General features: G+C 68.0%; 17 protein-coding genes. 5 read left to right on the top strand and 12 right to left on the bottom strand.

Annotation, left to right across the window (positions count from 1 at the left end):
- Positions 1 to 51 precede the first annotated feature (51 nt).
- The 4 genes from HNR11_RS08320 to HNR11_RS08305 are packed head-to-tail and all read right to left on the bottom strand — an operon-like array spanning position 52 to position 3,720.
- Positions 52 to 1,578 (bottom strand): sodium:solute symporter family transporter, encoded by a 1,527-nt coding sequence (locus HNR11_RS08320; protein ID WP_179441902.1) that lies wholly within the window; start codon positions 1,576 to 1,578, stop codon positions 52 to 54.
- Entirely contained in the window at positions 1,575 to 2,054 is a 480-nt protein-coding gene (locus HNR11_RS08315) for a DUF485 domain-containing protein (protein WP_179441901.1), read from the bottom strand. The genes HNR11_RS08320 and HNR11_RS08315 overlap by 4 nt, the downstream gene beginning before the upstream one ends.
- Positions 2,054 to 2,815 carry a LytR/AlgR family response regulator transcription factor gene (locus HNR11_RS14195; protein WP_179441900.1) on the bottom strand — a complete coding sequence of 254 codons (762 nt, stop codon included), beginning with the start codon at positions 2,813 to 2,815 and terminating at the stop codon, positions 2,054 to 2,056. Before HNR11_RS14195 ends, HNR11_RS08315 begins: the two co-directional genes overlap by 1 nt.
- Positions 2,812 to 3,720, bottom strand: coding sequence for a sensor histidine kinase (locus HNR11_RS08305; RefSeq protein ID WP_425488259.1), 909 nt, complete (start codon positions 3,718 to 3,720; stop codon positions 2,812 to 2,814). The genes HNR11_RS14195 and HNR11_RS08305 overlap by 4 nt, the downstream gene beginning before the upstream one ends.
- A 213-nt stretch (positions 3,721 to 3,933) precedes the next feature.
- Between HNR11_RS08305 and HNR11_RS08300 the strand changes: the two genes are divergently transcribed.
- Positions 3,934 to 4,296, top strand: coding sequence for a DUF485 domain-containing protein (locus HNR11_RS08300; protein ID WP_058888861.1), 363 nt, complete (start codon positions 3,934 to 3,936; stop codon positions 4,294 to 4,296).
- The gene (locus HNR11_RS08295) at positions 4,296 to 5,954 is read left to right on the top strand and encodes a solute symporter family protein (RefSeq protein ID WP_179441898.1); all 1,659 of its coding nucleotides are present in this window, start codon (positions 4,296 to 4,298) and stop codon (positions 5,952 to 5,954) included. Before HNR11_RS08300 ends, HNR11_RS08295 begins: the two co-directional genes overlap by 1 nt.
- Positions 5,955 to 6,046: 92 nt before the next feature.
- Here HNR11_RS08295 and HNR11_RS08290 read toward each other — a convergent pair whose 3' ends face one another.
- The 7 genes from HNR11_RS08290 to rpsB form a co-directional block, all read right to left on the bottom strand.
- Complete coding sequence (locus tag HNR11_RS08290; protein ID WP_179441897.1) at positions 6,047 to 6,925, bottom strand: hypothetical protein; 879 nt, start codon at positions 6,923 to 6,925, stop codon at positions 6,047 to 6,049.
- Between the two features lie 209 nt (positions 6,926 to 7,134).
- A complete protein-coding gene (locus tag HNR11_RS08285; RefSeq protein WP_058888506.1) occupies positions 7,135 to 7,695 on the bottom strand; it encodes a DivIVA domain-containing protein in 561 nt (186 codons plus the stop codon).
- Positions 7,696 to 7,697: 2 nt separating this feature from the next.
- Positions 7,698 to 8,552 (bottom strand): phosphatidate cytidylyltransferase, encoded by an 855-nt coding sequence (locus HNR11_RS08280; RefSeq protein WP_179441896.1) that lies wholly within the window; start codon positions 8,550 to 8,552, stop codon positions 7,698 to 7,700.
- Positions 8,552 to 9,109 carry a ribosome recycling factor gene (frr, locus tag HNR11_RS08275; RefSeq protein WP_058888504.1) on the bottom strand — a complete coding sequence of 186 codons (558 nt, stop codon included), beginning with the start codon at positions 9,107 to 9,109 and terminating at the stop codon, positions 8,552 to 8,554. Before frr ends, HNR11_RS08280 begins: the two co-directional genes overlap by 1 nt.
- A gap of 78 nt (positions 9,110 to 9,187) precedes the next feature.
- On the bottom strand, positions 9,188 to 9,910 hold the full coding sequence (gene pyrH / locus HNR11_RS08270) for a UMP kinase (protein ID WP_179441895.1): 723 nt from the start codon (positions 9,908 to 9,910) through the stop codon (positions 9,188 to 9,190).
- A gap of 220 nt (positions 9,911 to 10,130) precedes the next feature.
- On the bottom strand, positions 10,131 to 10,970 hold the full coding sequence (gene tsf / locus HNR11_RS08265; RefSeq protein WP_179441894.1) for a translation elongation factor Ts: 840 nt from the start codon (positions 10,968 to 10,970) through the stop codon (positions 10,131 to 10,133).
- 19 nt (positions 10,971 to 10,989) lie between these two features.
- Positions 10,990 to 11,886 (bottom strand): 30S ribosomal protein S2, encoded by an 897-nt coding sequence (gene rpsB / locus HNR11_RS08260; protein WP_058888501.1) that lies wholly within the window; start codon positions 11,884 to 11,886, stop codon positions 10,990 to 10,992.
- Between the two features lie 173 nt (positions 11,887 to 12,059).
- Here rpsB and HNR11_RS14190 point away from each other — a divergent pair, with 173 nt between their 5' ends.
- Positions 12,060 to 12,836 (top strand): M23 family metallopeptidase, encoded by a 777-nt coding sequence (locus HNR11_RS14190; RefSeq protein WP_343050624.1) that lies wholly within the window; start codon positions 12,060 to 12,062, stop codon positions 12,834 to 12,836.
- A gap of 75 nt (positions 12,837 to 12,911) precedes the next feature.
- Positions 12,912 to 14,111 (top strand): FUSC family protein, encoded by a 1,200-nt coding sequence (locus HNR11_RS08250; RefSeq protein ID WP_343050623.1) that lies wholly within the window; start codon positions 12,912 to 12,914, stop codon positions 14,109 to 14,111.
- 99 nt (positions 14,112 to 14,210) lie between these two features.
- On the opposite strand, the gene HNR11_RS08245 is transcribed toward HNR11_RS08250, so the two are convergent.
- Positions 14,211 to 15,311 carry a glycosyltransferase family 4 protein gene (locus HNR11_RS08245; RefSeq protein ID WP_179442931.1) on the bottom strand — a complete coding sequence of 367 codons (1,101 nt, stop codon included), beginning with the start codon at positions 15,309 to 15,311 and terminating at the stop codon, positions 14,211 to 14,213.
- Positions 15,312 to 15,378: 67 nt separating this feature from the next.
- Here HNR11_RS08245 and HNR11_RS08240 point away from each other — a divergent pair, with 67 nt between their 5' ends.
- Complete coding sequence (locus tag HNR11_RS08240; RefSeq protein WP_179441891.1) at positions 15,379 to 16,446, top strand: zinc-dependent alcohol dehydrogenase; 1,068 nt, start codon at positions 15,379 to 15,381, stop codon at positions 16,444 to 16,446.
- Positions 16,447 to 16,460 lie beyond the last annotated feature (14 nt).

Below are 16,460 nucleotides of genomic sequence, written 5' to 3'. Positions count from 1 at the left end.
CCGGGTCTCGTCCTGTCGGGGCCCGGACCGGGCCTCGTCTGGCGCTGCGCCTCAGCTGCGCTGGGCGGTGACCTCCGGGGTGTGCAGCCGCTGCATGACCGCCTCGGTGTGGCCCGGCGGCTGCCCGGGTCCGAACCGGCTGACCAGCACGGTCACCAGGAAGGCCAGCGGGACGCACCACAGCGCCGGTGAGACCAGCAGCTGCAGCGGCCCGTCCTGGACCGGACCCTCCCCCAGCGCAAGTCCCAGCACCTGGGCGAGGAGCGCGCTGAGCGCACCGACCAGCATGCCCCAGAACGCGCCCTGGGCGGTGAGCCCGCGCCACCACACCCCGAGCAGCATCACCGGAGCCAGCGCCGAGGCGGTGAACGTGAAGACCATCGCCACCGCGCCGGCCAGGGCAAGCTCGGAGGTCGCAGAGCCCACCACCAGCGGCACGGCGATCGCCAGCAGCGCACCGAGCCGGAACCCGCGCACCGTGCCGGAGAAGAACTCCTGGGAGAGCACCCCGGAGACCGAGACCACCAGACCCGAGGTCGTGGAGAGGAACGCGGCGAAGGCTCCCCCGGCGATCAGCGCGGTGAGCATATCGCTGGCGAGACCGTCGAAGACCGCCGAGGGCAGCCTCAGGATGGCGGTGTCGTGGCTGAGTCCCCCGGTCCCGGCGAGCTCACCGGCCGCCGTCGCCGTGCCCCAGACCATCCGGGCGATCACGCCGAGCACCACCGGCAGCAGGTAGAACAGTGCGAGCAGGCCCAGCAGGAAGGTGGTGGTGCGGCGGGCGGCGCCGCCGTCGGGGTTGGTGTAGAAGCGGACCAGCACGTGGGGCAGCCCAAGGGTTCCCATCATCAGTGCCACCAGCACCGAGAGGCTGCGTGAGAGCTCACCCCAGGCATCGCTGGGCGCCCCGGCTGCCGCCAGCCCCGCCGACCAGGCGCCATGGAACTCTGGCAGCTCCAGCCGGTCCCAGATCCCGACCTGGAGCAGGATGAAGATCGTGGGCACCAGCAGAGCAGTGAGCTTGACCCAGTACTGCACCGCCTGGGCGAGGGTCACCGAGCGCATCCCGCCGGTGAGCACCACGAAGAGCACCACCAGGGCGACCAGCAGCGGCCCCACCCAGCCGGGTGCCCCGCCGGTGGCGGAGAGCGCGATGGAGGCCCCGTGCAGCTGCGGCACGATGTAGAGCCAGCCCGCGGCGACCACCACGATCACCGTCATGCGGCGCATCAGCGCGGAGCGGAAGCGCAGCACCACGAAGTCCGGGATCGTGTAGGCCCCGGATCTGCGCAGCGGCGCGGCCATGAAGAGCAGCACGACGAGGAACCCTGCGGTGTAGCCCACCGGGAACCACAGTCCGTAGGTCCCGTGCGCCAGGATCAGGCCTCCCACCCCGAGGAAGCTGGCTGCGGAGAGGAACTCCCCGGCGATCGCCGAGGCGTTCATCCAGGGCGGGACCCGGCGTGAGGCCACGAAGAAGTCTCCGGTGCTGCGGGAGAATCCCGGCCCGCCCAGCAGAAGGGTCACCGCGCACACCAGGGCGACGGCGCCCAGCACGGTGATCTGCTCCCCGGTCACCGGCCAGCCTGTTTCACCTGGAGTCCGAGCGTCTCGGCCCACAGTCGTTCGTTGGCCTCGGCGCGCCGGCGATACCAGTAGGCCAGGCCCAGCAGGACCGGGAAGAATCCGACTCCAGGGACTGCCCAGGCCAGCGGGACGCCCCAGACCGTGAGCTCCCCGACGCCGGTGCTCACCAGCAGCAGCGCGATCAGCACGACGGTGCAGAAGAATCCGACGCCGAGGGTCAGCGCGAGCCGAAGCTGCGCCCGGATCAGGCAGCGCACCGCGTGGGAGCGCTGATCCGAGTCCTGTCCTGCGCTGCGCGCGTGATCGGCGGCCTGCTCCCGGGTCAGCAGGGCTTCCCGGACCGTGGGCACCGACTGCGGACCGTGGACTGGAACCCGCCCGACGGCGGAGCCGGGGGTGCGGGGCTGGGGTGGCTGGGGTGGCGCGGGTGTCTGGGGTGTCTGGGGTGGCTCGGTTGGCTGGGGCATCAGCGACCGGCTTCCAGGCGTTCGCGCACCTGCGGCATCAGGCGTCGACTGACCTCCAGCTCAGCGCCGGGGACTTCGATGATCATGTGCCCCTGTCTGCGGGTCACCTTCTGCACGTGCGCCACGTTGACCAGGGAGGATCGGTGGGTGCGCAGGAACCCGTGCTCCTGCCACGCTTCGGCCAGCTCGGCCAGCGGCGTCCGCAGCAGATAGGCCCCGGCATGGGTGTGCAGCCGCGCATAGTCCCCGTGCGCCTGCACCCAGCGGATGTCCTGCAGCGCGATCAGCACCGTGGAGTCACCCTGGAGCACCGAGACCCGGGGGGATTCCTGCCGCTCCTGCTCGGCGGCCTCGCGCGCCGCCGTCGCACGCCGCAGCGCCTCGGCCAGGCGCTGCGCGCGCACCGGTTTGAGCAGGTAGTCCCGGGCCTCCAGCTCGAAGGCCTCCACCGCGGGATGGGCGTCTGCGGTCACGAAGATCACCTGCGGCCCAGGCCCGGCCTGCACTGCAGCTGATGGCTGATCCCGCAGCCTCCGGGCCAGGCCGAGTCCGCTCATCCCGGGCATATGGATGTCCAGCAGCACCACATCGATGCGTCGTCGCTGAAGCTCCTGTTCGGCGCTGCGCGCATCGGTGGCGGTGAAGACCTCCCCGGCCTGCGGCTCGGCGGCAAGCAGCCACGTCATCTGCGAGACCGCGAGCGGCTCGTCGTCCACCACCAGGATGCTCAGACCCGGGGGACGCATAGCGGCATCTGTCATGACGCTCCCAGATCCTTGCCTGGCTGCCGGGCCGGCGGGGACTGTGTCACCGGCTGACGCTGGACGTTCGGCGACTCGGTCCGCACCGGGTCGGAGTGCACCGGGTCGGGCTGGAACTTCGGGACCCGCATAGAGACCCTCATCCCGGCTCCGGGGGCGGTCTCCACCACGAGCCCGGCAGCGGCGCCGTAGGCCTGACGCAGTCGAAGATCCACATTGCGCACCCCGATGTGCGCATTGCCGGCCGCGCCGTGGAGCACCTGGCGGATCGCCTCCGGGTCCGCACCAGGACCGTCATCCTCCACGCTGATCTCCGCATGGGTGGCGGTGTCCGCGGCGCGCAGCCAGACCGTCCCGGAGCCGGTGTCAGAGTCGACTCCGTGCCGCACCGCGTTCTCCACCAGGGGCTGCACGGCGAGGAAGGGGATCTGGACTCCGAGCACCTCCGGAGCGATCTGCAGCTTCACCTGGATCCGCTCCCCGAAGCGGGCCTTCTCCAGGAGCACATAGCTCTCCACGGCGGTGAGCTCCTCGCGCAGTGTCGTGTACTCCCCCTCGGCACGCAGGCTGTACCGGGTGAAATCGGCGAAGTCGAGCACCAGCTCGCGGGCCCGGACCGGGTCGGTGGGGATGCTCGCGGCGATGGCGTTGAGGCTGTTGTAGATGAAATGCGGGGAGATCTGCGCGCGCAGCGACCGCAGCTCCGCCTCCACCAGCTGACGGCGCAGCGACTCTTCGGCCTCGCTGAGCTGTTCCCGGATCTCTGGAGAGATCACCGCCTGGCGCGCGGAGGCGGGGCCGGCGTCGTCGTCGTGGGTGCGGTAGAGCAGGACGGCAGCCAGCACCACCCCAGCCAACAGGGCCAGGGCAAGCACCAGGGGGCCGAGCTCTGCCAGGAAGTTCATCGCCCTCATCCTATGAGCCCGCGCGCGGATCTGTTGCACAGCTCACGGCCGGTCCACCTCACCCGAGGACGACCACTCATCGCTTATCCGGTGCCGCTCATCGCACAGACCGGCCACGAGCGCGACAGTGACCCGGATCACACTGCACTCTGGAGGTACACCACCATGACCGAGGCCCGCTGCGGCGTGCCGACGCAATCCGAAGGAGTCGTCATGACACAGGTCGATGCCCCCAATGCGGGGCCTGTTGACTACCAGGAGGTGCAGGCGCGCGAAGACTTCCAGGAGCTTCGCAGGACGCATCGGAGCTTCGTCTTCCCGATGACCGCGTTTTTCCTGATCTGGTACATCGCATTCGTGCTGGTCGCCGCGTTCTTCCCCGACGTGATGGCGATCCCGGTCTGGGGGAACATCAACCTCGGCCTGGTGCTCGGACTCGCGCAGTTCCTCACCACGTTCGTGATCACCGGTCTCTACGTCTGGTTCAGCAACTCGAAGATGGACCCCAAATCCTCGGCGCTGCGCACCGAGCTCGAAGCCCGGGGCGCGGGCCTTCCTGAGGAGGACAAGCACTGATGAACTCCCTGATCAACGCAACCAGCTCCGAGGCGGCCGGGCTGCCGCTGGCCACCGCGGCCGCCGAGGCCGGCTCCGACGTGGGCAGTCCCCTGGCGAACATCGCGATCTTCCTGGTCTTCGTCGGCGTCACGCTGTTCTTCGTGATCCGCGCATCGAAGAACACCAGCACCGCCGCCGACTACTACGCCGGCGGACGCTCCTTCTCAGGCACCCAGAACGGCACGGCGATCGCCGGGGACTACCTCTCCGCGGCCTCCTTCCTCGGCATCGTGGGCGCCATCGCGATCTACGGATACGACGGCTTCCTCTACTCCATAGGCTTCCTCGTGGCCTGGCTGATCGCCCTGCTGCTGGTCGCCGAGCTGATGCGCAACACCGGCAAGTTCACGATGGCCGACGTGCTCAGCTTCCGTCTGCGCCAGCAGCCGGTCCGGATCGCTGCGGCGATCTCCACCCTGGCGGTCTGCCTCTTCTACCTGCTGGCCCAGATGGCCGGCGCCGGCGCGCTGGTCTCGCTGCTGCTGGGCATCGACAGCGGGGTCGGCCAGTCACTGATCATCGCCGTGGTCGGCGCGCTGATGATCTTCTACGTCTTCATCGGCGGCATGAAGGGCACCACCTGGGTGCAGATCATCAAGGCCACCCTGCTGATCGCGGGCTCCGCGGTGATGACCATCTGGGTCCTGGCCCTCTACGGCTTCAACTTCTCCGAGCTGCTCGGCGGCGCGGTGGAGAACACCGGCGAGGCTGCTCTGCTCGAACCGGGCCTGCAGTACGGCGCCGACCTGTTCACCAAGCTGGACTTCATGTCCCTGGGCATCGCCCTGGTGCTGGGCACCGCCGCCCTGCCGCACGTGCTGATCCGCTTCTACACGGTGCCCACCGCCAAGGACGCACGCAAGTCTGTGGTGGTCGCCATCGCCCTGATCGGCGCGTTCTACCTGTTCACCCTGGTGCTGGGCTACGGCGCAGCAGCCCTGCTGGACACCGAGACGATCCTGGCGGCCCCGGGCGGTCAGAACTCAGCGGCACCGCTGCTGGCCTACGAACTCGGCGGAACCCTCCTGCTGGGCTTCATCGCCGCCGTCGCCTTCGCCACCATCCTCGCGGTGGTCGCCGGGCTGACCATCACGGCCTCGGCCTCCTTCGCCCACGACGTCTACGCCCAGGTCATCAAGAAGGGCAAGATCGACTCCGCCGGTGAGGTCAAGGCCGCGAAGATGACCGTGATCGTGGTCGGGATCCTCGCGATCCTCGGCGGGATCGGGGCACAGGGTCAGAACGTGGCGTTCCTGGTGGCGCTGGCCTTCGCGGTGGCCGCCTCGGCGAACCTGCCGACCATCCTGTACTCGCTGTTCTGGAAGCGCTTCACCACCCGTGGCGCGCTGTGGTCGATGTATGGCGGGCTGGGATCGGCGCTGCTGCTCATCGCGTTCTCCCCCGTGGTCTGGGGCCGGGACACCTCCTTCTTCCCCGAGGTGGATCTGGCGCTGTACCCGCTGACCAACCCCGGGCTGGTCTCGATCCCGCTGGCCTTCCTGCTGGGCTGGATCGGCTCGATGACCTCGAAGGTGGCGGAGGACCCGGCCAAGCAGGCCGAGATGGAGATCCGGTCCCTGACCGGCGTGGGAGCAGAGAAGGCCGTGGAACACTGACCTGATCCTCCCTCCTCCCCCTTTCGTTGAGGGGCGGATTCTACGAGTAGTTGAGGCCGAGATCGGCGCCAGATACTCGCAGAATCCGCCCCTCAGCGGTGTGTGGTGAGGCTGTCCGGGCGCCAACCCCGCTGCACCAGCGCGCGCTGGATGCGCTGGATCGCGAGGCGGAACTCCGGGATGGCCAGGTCGGGCTCGAATGAGGGACATCCACTGGGACCCCGAATCACCGGGTTCACCAGCGGCTCGGGCAGGGCGGCGAGGTGCATGAAGTACCGCAACCGGGACTCCTGCGGGGAGTCGACGCCGACCCGGACCAGGGCCACAGCCTCACGGACGTGCCGAATGCCCTTGGTGCGACCACGCACCCGCACAGCCTCACGCAGCTCGTCGATGCTCGCCAGCGGCCCACCGGTCTCGCCGAATTCGCGGCGTGGAGGACGCACCGCCTGATCTCCCAGGAGCACCGCACGTTCGACGGCGCGGCCCGCCGCTGCGCCCGCGGCTGCGCGCAGCGAGAGGTCCAACCAGGTCCAGGCCGGGCTGGTGACCCGGATTCCGTGAAGGTCGACGACGAACCGATCCGGGACCGTGATCCGGTGCCCCACCACCAGTTCGGGCCGCTGCACCGGCGGCCCGCCTGCCGGACTGCTCAGGTGGAACGGCGGGGCGACCTCCCCGGGAACCAGTCCCCAGAACCGGGCTGCCGTCTCGAAGCTGACCACCCGTGGGGTGGCCTCGGTGAGCCCCTGCAGCAGTGCGCTGATCGGATCAGACTCCGGCTCCTGCGGCAGCCCCGTGCCGGAATACACGCCGTGCGCCAGTCGGCGCAGGAGATCGTTCGCCCGGGAATGCTCGAGATCGCGCCGCGTCATGCCCTCGGCATGGAGCCGCGCCCGTCGTCGTCCCTCTGAGGGCACGAACATGGCGGGTCGCCGACGGCCGTCCTGGGATCTGCTCGGTGACTCCACGGGAGTCAGTGCACACCGGTTCGCCGCCTCGCCGGGGGGCCCAGGGCTTGGCTGTGGAGAGTCCCGGCGGGACCCGAGGCTGGGGATGAAGCGGCGAAACCGTGCCCACACACGTTGAGGGGCGGAATCTGCGAGCATCTAGGGCCAAAAACCCGATGAGATACCCGCAGATTCCGCCCCTCAACGAGAAGGGGAAGGGGAAGGCTGGGTCAGCCGACGGAGGCCATGATCTCGGTCATCTTGTCCAGGAATGCGTCCACCTGGGCCTCGTCGTAGCCGTTGTGGCCGTGGGCCCCGGAGAAGGTCATGGTGCGGACCTCGTCCACGCTCATCGGGTTCTCCCCGTCGAGGTACTGCTCGAGCTGGCGGCAGAGTTCGTCGACCTGTTCCTTGCGGTAGCCGTTGGAGGAGGAGTGCGCCGGTTCTCGGAAGCGTTTGCCGTCCGGGCGGGAGAGCCGTCCGCGCAGCGGCTCGGCGCGTTCGGCGAGCATCTCATACCAGGCGTCCTCGCCATGGGCATCGATGTACTTGTCCCGCTCGGCGCCGGCGAACGCGTCCTCGAGCCGGTCCAGCGCGCCGTCGACCTCTGCGGGGTCATAGCCGCCGCCGGTCATCGAGAAGCTCACGTCACGGATCTCGGCCAGCGCCATGCCCTCGCCGGAGTCATAGGCCACGCGGGCGCGTGCCATGAATTCATCCACCTCGTCGCGGTGATAACCCTGCTCGCCCTCGTTGAGGAGCGTGAAAAGTGCCGTCTCGTTCTGCGCCATGCTCATAAGCCTAGTGGAACACCACCGGTATCCCCGCTGAACGCCACGACCACGAAGAACGCGGTGGGCATTGCGAAGACCAGCGAGTCCAGGCGATCCATCACTCCGCCGTGACCTGGAAGCAGCCGCGACATGTCCTTGATGCCGAGTTCGCGTTTGACCATCGACTCGGAGAAGTCCCCGGCGGTGGAGGCGACCACCACGGCCACCGCGAGCACCGCCCCGACGTAGAGCGGCTCATCGAAGATCAGCCAGGAGGCCAGCACCCCGACGCCGGAGGCCCCGAGCAGCGAGCCCGCGAAGCCCTCCCAGGACTTCTTCGGGCTGATCTTCGGCGCCATCGGGTGCTTCCCGAAGAAGACCCCGAAGATGTAGCCGAAGGTGTCGTTGGAGACCACCAGCAGCACGACGACGACGAGCCGCCAGTCACCCTGGTCAAGGTTGAGCAGCAGCACCGCGAAGGACATCATGAACGGCACCCAGCTGGCCACGAACACCGAGGCCAGGATGGAACGACCGGGGTCGCGCACCTTCCAGAGCGCCGCGGCGACGATGATCGCCAGCCCGGTGGCCATCAGCGCCAGCGTCAGCGCCTCCACCCCGCCGAAGTAGGCGGCGGTGGGCATCGCCACGGCGCCGAGGAACAGCGGAATCTTCGGCAGCCGCAGATGGTGTCCGTTGGGTGCCACCCTGGTCTCGAGGGCGCGGGCCACCTCCCAGACCCCCATGGAGAGCAGGATGGTCCAGACGAAGATCAGCAGCAGCTCGAAGAAGAAGATCCCCAGGAGTGCCGGGACCAGCAGGACGACACCGGTGATGATGGCTGCGGGCAGGTCCCTCCCAGCTTTGCCTGACATCAGACCTCGAGCAGCTCAGCTTCCTTGCGCTTGCTCATCTCATCGATCTTCTCCACATAGGACTTGGTGAGGCTTTCGAGCTCCTTGGTGCCGCGCTCGCCATCGTCCTTGCCGACCTCGCCGTCCTTGATGGCCTTCTCGATGATCTCCTTGGACTTGCGCCGGGTGTTGCGCACCGAGACCTTGTGGTCCTCGCCCTTGGACTTGATCAGCTTGACGTACTCCTTGCGGCGCTCCTCGGTGAGGTCCGGGATCGTGATCCGGATCTGCTTGCCGTCGTTGGAGGGGTTGGCCCCGATCTCAGAGTCAGACAGCGCCCGCTCGATGTCGCGCATCGCTGAGATGTCATAGGGGGTGATCAGGATGGTCTTGGCGTCCGGGGTGGAGAAGGCTGCCAGCTGCTGCAGCGGGGTGGCGGCGCCGTAGTAGTCCACCAGCACCCGGGAGTACAGCGCCGGGTTGGCGCGGCCGGTGCGCACGGTGCTGAAGTCGACCGAGGTGGCCTCGATGGCTCGCTCGAACTGCTCCTTGGCATCTGCCAGGGTCTCATCAATCACGGGGGTCTCCTTATGGGATGACGTTGTGGGAAGACGTTGCGGACTCAATAGAGGTCCAGTCTAGTCCGGGCCACCAGGTCAGGGGGTGACCAGCGTGCCGATCTCCTCGCCGAGCAGGGCGCGGGTGACGTTGCCCTCGCCCTCCATGCCGAAGACCCGCATGTTCAGGTCGTTGTCATTGCACATGGTCATCGCGGTCTGGTCCATCACGCGGATGTTCTTGCGCAGCGCGTCGGTGTAGGTGAGGTGATCCAGCTTCTGCGCGTCGGGGGTGGTCTTCGGGTCCGCCGTGTAGATCCCGTCCACACCGGACTTGGCCATCAGCACCATGTCTGAACGGGTCTCCAGCGCGCGCTGGGCACAGACGGTGTCGGTGGAGAAGTAGGGCATGCCTGCGCCGGCGCCGAAGACGACGACCCGGTCCTTCTCCATGTGGCGCACGGCGCGCAGCGGGATGTAGGACTCAGCGACCTGACCCATGGTGATGGCGGTCTGCACGCGGGTGGGCTGCCCGGCCTGCTCCAGGAAGTCCTGCAGCGCCAGGGCGTTCATCACGGTGCCCAGCATGCCGATGTAGTCGGCGCGGGCCCGGTCCATGCCGGCGCGGGAGAGCTCGGCGCCGCGGAAGAAGTTGCCGCCGCCGACGACGACGGAGACTTCCACCTGACCCTTGACGGCGGCGATCTGCTCAGCGATCCCGCGCACCGTGGCCGGATCCACTCCCACTGCACCTCCGCCGAAGACCTCTCCGGAGAGCTTCAGGAGCACACGGCGGCGGTGGGTCGGGGTCTCTGTGGTCATGGGTGTCCTCCAGGGGTTCGTGGGGCGGGGTGAGGTGGTCGCGTTGAGCCGCTCACGGGCGGCCGCTGCGACCGAAGCAGGCCGCGGTGGGCACAGAAAAGGGGGTGACCACCTCGTGTGAAGTGGCCACCCCCTTGACGTCTGAACTGTTGAGCTGCGACCAGTCTAATGGTCAGCGGCTCTGCAGTTCAGCTGCCGCGAGTCTCAGCGGCATCAAGCATCAGGCTCCGACGCGGAAGCGAGCCAGACCCTTCGCGGACGTGCCGGCGGACTCGAGGACCTGGGTGACGGTCTTCTTCGGGTCCTTGGCGAACGGCTGGTCGACCAGCACGTTGTCCTTGAAGTACGCGTTGGTGCGTCCCTCGATGATCTTGGTCATCGCCTGCTCGGGCTTGTTCTCGGCCCGTGCGGTCTCCTCGGCGATGCGGCGCTCATCGGCCACGGTCTCCGCGGGGACCTCGTCGCGGGTCAGGAACTGCGGGGACAGCGCGGCGGCGTGCACCGCGATGTCGTGGGCAGCTTCCTTGGCCTGGTCCGAGTCGGCGTCGACGGCGAAGAGCACGCCGACCTGAGCCGGAAGGTCCTTGGAGGTCTTGTGCAGGTAGGCGTCCACGAAGGAGCCCTCGACCGTGGCAAGACGACGCACGACGACCTTCTCGCCGAGGATCGCGCCCTCTTCGGTGACGAAGTCGACGAGCTTCTTGCCCTCGACGTCGGCCTCCAGGAGCGCCTCCACGGTGTCCACGTCGTGGGCGACGGCGGTCTCGAGGACCTTGTCGGCCAGCGCGACGAACTTCGCGGACTTGGCCACGAAGTCGGTCTCGGCGTTGATCTCGATCAGGAAGCCCTTGGTGCGGTTGACGACCTTGGCGGTGACCAGGCCCTCCACGGCGGAGCGGCCTTCGCGCTTGGCAGCACCCTTGAGTCCGCGGATCCGGATGGCCTCGAGGGCCTTCTCGGTATCGCCGTCGGTCTCATCCAGAGCCTTCTTCACGTCCATCATGCCGGCGCCGGTGCGCTCACGCAGGGCCTTGATGTCTGCAGCGGTGTAGTTCGCCATAGAAAAGCAGTTCCTCTCTTTACTTGGCTTCTTCAGCCGAAGCGTCGGTGGACTCGGTGGACTCAGCGGCGGGAGCCTCGGTGGACTGCTCAGCCTTGGCGGGCTCTGCAGCCTGCTCCGACTTCTCAGCCTCGGCGGACTTCTCGGTGGCGTGCTGCTCGAGCAGCTCGCGCTCCCACTCGGCCATCGGCTCGGCAGCCGCGCCGGAGCCGCCGCCGCGCTTGTTCTCGCGAGCCATGAGGCCATCGGCCACGGCGTCGGCGATCACGCGGGTCAGCAGGTCCACGGACCGGATGGCGTCGTCGTTGCCCGGGATCGGGTACTGGACGTCATCGGGGTCGCAGTTGGTGTCGAGGATGGCGATCACGGGGATGCCCAGCTTCTTGGCCTCATCGACCGCCAGGTGCTCCTTGTTGGTGTCGACGATCCAGACCGCAGAGGGGGTCTTGGTCAGGTTGCGGATACCACCGAGGTTCGACTGCAGCTTGGTGAGCTCGCGGCGCATCAGCAGCAGTTCCTTCTTGGTGTGACCGGAGCCTGCGACGTCGTCGAAGTCGATCTCCTCGAGCTCCTTCATGCGCTGCACGCGCTTGGAGACCGTCTGGAAGTTGGTCAGCATGCCGCCGAGCCAACGATGGTTGACGTAGGGCTGGCCGACGCGGGTGGCCTGCTCGGCGATGGCTTCCTGGCCCTGCTTCTTGGTGCCGACGAAGAGGACGGAGCCGCCGTGGGCGACGGTCTGCTTGACGAACTCGTAGGCAGTGTCGATGTAGGTCAGGGACTGCTGGAGGTCAACGATGTAGATGCCGTTGCGCTCGGTGAAGATGAAGCGCTTCATCTTCGGGTTCCAGCGGCGAGTCTGGTGACCGAAGTGGACACCGGAGTCGAGCAGCTGGCGCATGGTGACGACAGGCATGGTATTTCCTTTCGATGCCGGGCTTAGAACATGCAGGACATGCCTGATGCAGCTCCGGCTGGGATTCTCGGTTGGACAATGGCCCGGTTCTCTCGGGCTCCTGGCAGAAGAGGGAGAGGCCTCGCGTTCTCGCCGCATGGCTGTTCCAAGGTCAGGGACAGCGATGTGGACCGATGAGAAACGCCCCGATCACTCGGGCAGCTCCTGCGCGTAGTCAGCTGATCCAGGCACGCCGAGACGCGCCAGTGTCAACTGCTGGGGTTCAGCTTAGCCGCTCGACGGCGTTTTCCCCAACCGTCGCAGGGATCCGCCGGGGGCCCTCACGCTGCACACTTCAGCGCGTTCGCGGGGATCGGGGTTCGCCGGTGGTCGAGGCTGGATGCATGGACGCGAGCGGGTGCAGATTCGGACGGCTCAGGGCAGCAACGCTGGGTCTCACGCTGCTGCTTGTTCTGGGGGTGTTGACTCCCGCCTCAGCCGGATCGCTGCTGCTGGGAATCGACCCTACGGAGCTCGACGCGCCATCAGCGACACGGGCGCTTTGGGTCCCTCCGGTGTCCGCAGGTGAGCTGCGGCCTTTCACCAGACCGCCCTCCCCCTGGGGTGCAGGTCACCGAGGAGCAGATTTGGGTCCGCTGGAGACCTCGGTGAGCATCCGCGCACCTGCCGAGGGTGAGGTCAGCTTCGTCGGCGTCGTCGTGGACCGGCCCGTGCTCTCCATCCGCCACGGCGACGGCTACCTCAGCTCCTTCGAACCTGTGGAGAGCAGCCTTCAGGTCGGCGATCGGGTCAGCACCGGGGATCCGGTGGCAACGCTGGCGGTCAGTCCGAGCCATTGCGCCACACCCTGCCTGCATTGGGGTGTGCGGCTCTACGGGGAGTACATCAACCCACTGCTGCTCACCGGTGATCTGGAACCCTCGGTATTGCTGCCACTGGACGACCGGTGACGCCGCAGTTCCTGAGCGGCCGCGACAATGGCAGAATATTCTCGCCCGCTGCCGAGAACTACCCGAGGAGGACTCGTGGCCCGCCGCCACCAGGAGACGACGCCGGAACATCCGCAGCGAGACACCGAGCAGCACCCGGGCCACGGATCGGCCCCGGAGAGACGCAGCCGTGACATCCGAAGCCTGCTTCAACGTCCCGAGTTCATCACCGACGTGCTGCAGATCCTCAAGACCGTGATCGCCGGCACGGGCGCGTGGTGGGTCTCGACCGAGGTGTTGGAGTCTGAACTGGCGTTCCTCGCCCCCTGGACGGCGATCCTCACCGTGCACGCCACGGTGCACCGCTCGCTCACCCGCGGAGTCCAGACCACCATCGCCTCGACCCTCGGGGTGGGCCTGTCCTTCCTGATCGGACACTTCCTCGGGGTCAGCCTGTGGACCTTCGCGCTGGCACTGCTCGTGGGGATCACCGCGGCCCGGGTCTCCTGGATCCGAGATGAGGGCATCGCGATCGCCACCACCGCGATCTTCGTGCTGGGCAGCGGCTTCGACGATCAGCAGCCGCTCCTGGATGATCGCATCATCGAGGTTGCCGTCGGGGTGGCCGCGGGGCTTGTGGTCAACCTGCTGATCCTGCCGCCGCTTCGGGACAAACAGGCCGGGCGTTATGTGGACAGCATCAATGAGCGGATGGGCGGGGTCCTGATCAGCATCTCCGAGGAGTTCTCCGACTCCTGGGACACCGACAAGGCCGAGGCGTGGTTCCAGGAGACCGAATCGATGACGGCGGAGCTGAACTCCGCCTGGACCGTGGTGCGCTTCGCCCGTGAATCCCGCCGCGTCAATCCACGCGCCCGGCAGGGCCGGGAGACCCTGCAGACCAGCAGCTGGAACGCCGCTGAGGCGAGCTATGAGGAGATCCTGGAACGCGCTGACGAGGGTGTCTCACACCTGCGCCATCTGGCACGGACCCTGCGTGAGGCCAGCTACACCGAGGGCGAGTGGGACCACCAGTTCCGTGAACGCTGGGCACAGATCGTCGGCGACGCCGGGCGCTCCATCGCCGACCCGGACGCCGAGGTCGCCTCGCTGCACGAGAACCTGAGCTCGCTCTCGGCAGAGATGTCGCAGAACCAAGGCCTGCCGAGAGACACCTGGCCGCTCTACGGGTCCCTGATCTCCAGCGTGCGCCATATCGTGATCGTCGTGGACGACGTCGCCTCGGCACGCAGGGCCCGGGAGGGAACCTCCGAGAACCCTGTGGTCTCCGGCTGACGCAAAGGGCACAGCCACACCCTTGGTCGCATCGCGTGAGGTTCAGCGGTGCGTGATGAGCCGTGCTTGATCAGCGGTGCGGGATCAGCCGCGTTGGGATCAGCCTCCGCCCGCGCGGCCGTGCCCGGCCAGGCGCTCCCCCAGCGTGACCAGGGATGCCGCCGACTCGGCCCAGGAGAACTGGAGGCTGCGGGCACGCGCGGCGCCGGACGCGCGGCTGAACACCGCGGGCTGCTCAAGTCTGCGCACCGCCTTGGCGAAGGCGTCCGGATCCCGACCAGGAACCACCTGGACACCGGAATCGGCTACCGCGGCTCCCCCGATCTCAGTGAAGATCGGAAGCTCGGAGAGCACGCAGGGCGTTCCGTGGGCCATGGCTTCCACCACCGGCAGTCCATAGCCCTCGGCCTGGGACAGTGAGACCAGGGCGCTGGCCCGTCGAAGCAGGACTCGGTACTCGGCGTCGGAGATCCCGTGGTGAAAGACCAGCTGGTCGGGGTCATCTGCGAGCGCCCGGAGCGCAGCTTCTTGAGCGGGCTGGATCGGGCTGCACAGGTGCAGGGTATATCCGGGGAGCCGGTTCAGGCCCGCGATCACGGATTCGACGTTCTTATAGCCCATGAAGGAGCCCATATAGATGAGTTCACGGGTCGGATCGGCGGAGGCGTCTCGAGGCTGCTCCACGGTGGGCGGGGCATTGGAGATCAGCTCCACCGGGCGGCGGGTCAGCGCATGGCCCCGGATCAGCCCGCGCGTGGTCTCGGAGACCGTCGCCACGGCGTCGGCCTGGTTGAGCACCAGCCGCTGCGGCAGGTAGGACAGGTGATAGGCCCGCCACCCCAGCCGCACCAGGGCGGGAAGATCCGGGGGCGGCGTGCGATGGGCGTAGTAGATGAGGTCGTGCACCGTGAGGATCAACGGGTAGTTCCGGCCCCGGCCGCCCATGGTCTGCATCGGGGAGAACACCACATCGGGACGGTGCGGGTTGATCTGCCGGCTGACCCAGGGCTCGCGGGCCGAGGTCGGCGCGGAGATCTGCAGATGCGGCAGCTCCGGCAGCAGGTTCAGCTGCTCCGGATCGCTGATCAGCATCGTGACATCGGCCCGCTCGGCGGCCGCCTCCACCAGGGAGGCGGTGAACCTGGAGATGCCGTCGTGGACCTGGGTCCGGGTGTACCGGCAGTCGAAGAAGAGCTTCAGCACGTCCCGATTCTGGCACAGCCGGCACCGCAGCGTCCGCGCGGAGACCTCTGGCATGATGAGTGTCATGAGCGAGTCCAGTGTCACCGGTGTCAGTGCAGATCTCCAGGGGCCTGATCGGACCTCGCACCCGTCGCAGACGTCTCAACAGTATTGGACCGAAGCCGCCCACACCGGGGCGCTGCGCGAGGTCGGTCTGCCTGAGCCGGGACCGGGTGAGCTGCTGATCGAGACGCTGTACAGCGGGATCTCTCGCGGCACCGAATCCCTGGTGCACCGCGGTGAGGTGCCCGCGAACATCACCGAGACCATGCAGGCGCCCTTCCAGCTCGGCGAGCTGCCGTTCCCGGTCTCCCACGGCTACCTCAATGTCGGGGTGGTCCGGCAGGGCAACGAGTCCCTGATCGGAGAGACGGTCTTCACCCTGGCCGGTCACCGTGAGCATGTCGTGGTCCCGGAGGCCGCCGCCCATGTGGTGCCCGAAGGGTGCACCCCGCAGCGGGCGCTGCTCGCAGGGATCGGTGAGGTGGGACTCAACGGGCTCTGGGAGGGCCCGGTCCTGGTGGGTGACCGGGTCGCCGTCGTCGGCGGGGGCCTGATCGGGCTGACCACCGCGCTATTGGCCTCGAAGATGGCACTGCAGCGCCTGCAGGTGGTGGAGATCGACGCCGAGCGGCGCGGCTTCATCGAATCTCTGGGCCTGGAGGCCGTCGCCCCGGAGGAGGCGTCGCCCGATAACGACGTGGTCCTGCACAGCACCGCCAGCTCCGCCGGTCTCGCCAGTGCGCTGCGACTGGCCGGCGACGACGCCGTGATCGTCGAGCAGTCCTGGTACGGCACCGCGGAGCAGCAGATCCCGCTGGGGGCCGATTTCCACGCCCGCCGGCTGCGGATCGTGGCGACCCAGGTCGGCCAGGTGCCCGGGCCGCGCCGGATGCGCCGCACCCGTGGTGAGCGCCTCGCTACGGCGCTGGATCTGCTCGACTCCCGTTTCGAGATGCTGATCAGCGGGCACTCCCCGTTATCGGAGCTGCCCGCGGTGATGCGCGACGTCGCCGCCGGCGCGCCCTGGACCCGGGAGCAGATTCTGCACGTGATCGATCATCCGCTGGCGGAGCACCACGCCTTCGGGTGAGCTTCTACACGGCG

It is taken from the genome of Nesterenkonia sandarakina (genome assembly GCF_013410215.1).
GTDB classification, from domain to species: Bacteria; Actinomycetota; Actinomycetes; order Actinomycetales; family Micrococcaceae; genus Nesterenkonia; species Nesterenkonia sandarakina.
The sequence above is the reverse complement of the archived record's forward strand: the minus strand, read 5'-3'. Positions and strand labels throughout refer to the sequence as shown.

What these genes read in the sequence shown, in the direction of transcription:
- HNR11_RS08315 (WP_179441901.1), bottom strand. Translation starts at nt 2,054, where the DNA reads ATGCCCCAGCCAACCGAGCCACCCCAGACACCCCAGACACCCGCGCCA.
- HNR11_RS14195 (WP_179441900.1), bottom strand. Translation starts at nt 2,815, where the DNA reads ATGACAGATGCCGCTATGCGTCCCCCGGGTCTGAGCATCCTGGTGGTG.
- HNR11_RS08305 (WP_425488259.1), bottom strand. Translation starts at nt 3,720, where the DNA reads ATGAACTTCCTGGCAGAGCTCGGCCCCCTGGTGCTTGCCCTGGCCCTG.
- HNR11_RS08300 (WP_058888861.1), top strand. Translation starts at nt 3,934, where the DNA reads ATGACACAGGTCGATGCCCCCAATGCGGGGCCTGTTGACTACCAGGAG.
- HNR11_RS08295 (WP_179441898.1), top strand. Translation starts at nt 4,296, where the DNA reads ATGAACTCCCTGATCAACGCAACCAGCTCCGAGGCGGCCGGGCTGCCG.
- HNR11_RS08285 (WP_058888506.1), bottom strand. Translation starts at nt 7,695, where the DNA reads ATGGCGCAGAACGAGACGGCACTTTTCACGCTCCTCAACGAGGGCGAG.
- HNR11_RS08280 (WP_179441896.1), bottom strand. Translation starts at nt 8,552, where the DNA reads ATGTCAGGCAAAGCTGGGAGGGACCTGCCCGCAGCCATCATCACCGGT.
- pyrH (WP_179441895.1), bottom strand. Translation starts at nt 9,910, where the DNA reads ATGACCACAGAGACCCCGACCCACCGCCGCCGTGTGCTCCTGAAGCTC.
- tsf (WP_179441894.1), bottom strand. Translation starts at nt 10,970, where the DNA reads ATGGCGAACTACACCGCTGCAGACATCAAGGCCCTGCGTGAGCGCACC.
- rpsB (WP_058888501.1), bottom strand. Translation starts at nt 11,886, where the DNA reads ATGCCTGTCGTCACCATGCGCCAGCTGCTCGACTCCGGTGTCCACTTC.
- HNR11_RS14190 (WP_343050624.1), top strand. Translation starts at nt 12,060, where the DNA reads ATGAGAAACGCCCCGATCACTCGGGCAGCTCCTGCGCGTAGTCAGCTG.
- HNR11_RS08240 (WP_179441891.1), top strand. Translation starts at nt 15,379, where the DNA reads ATGAGCGAGTCCAGTGTCACCGGTGTCAGTGCAGATCTCCAGGGGCCT.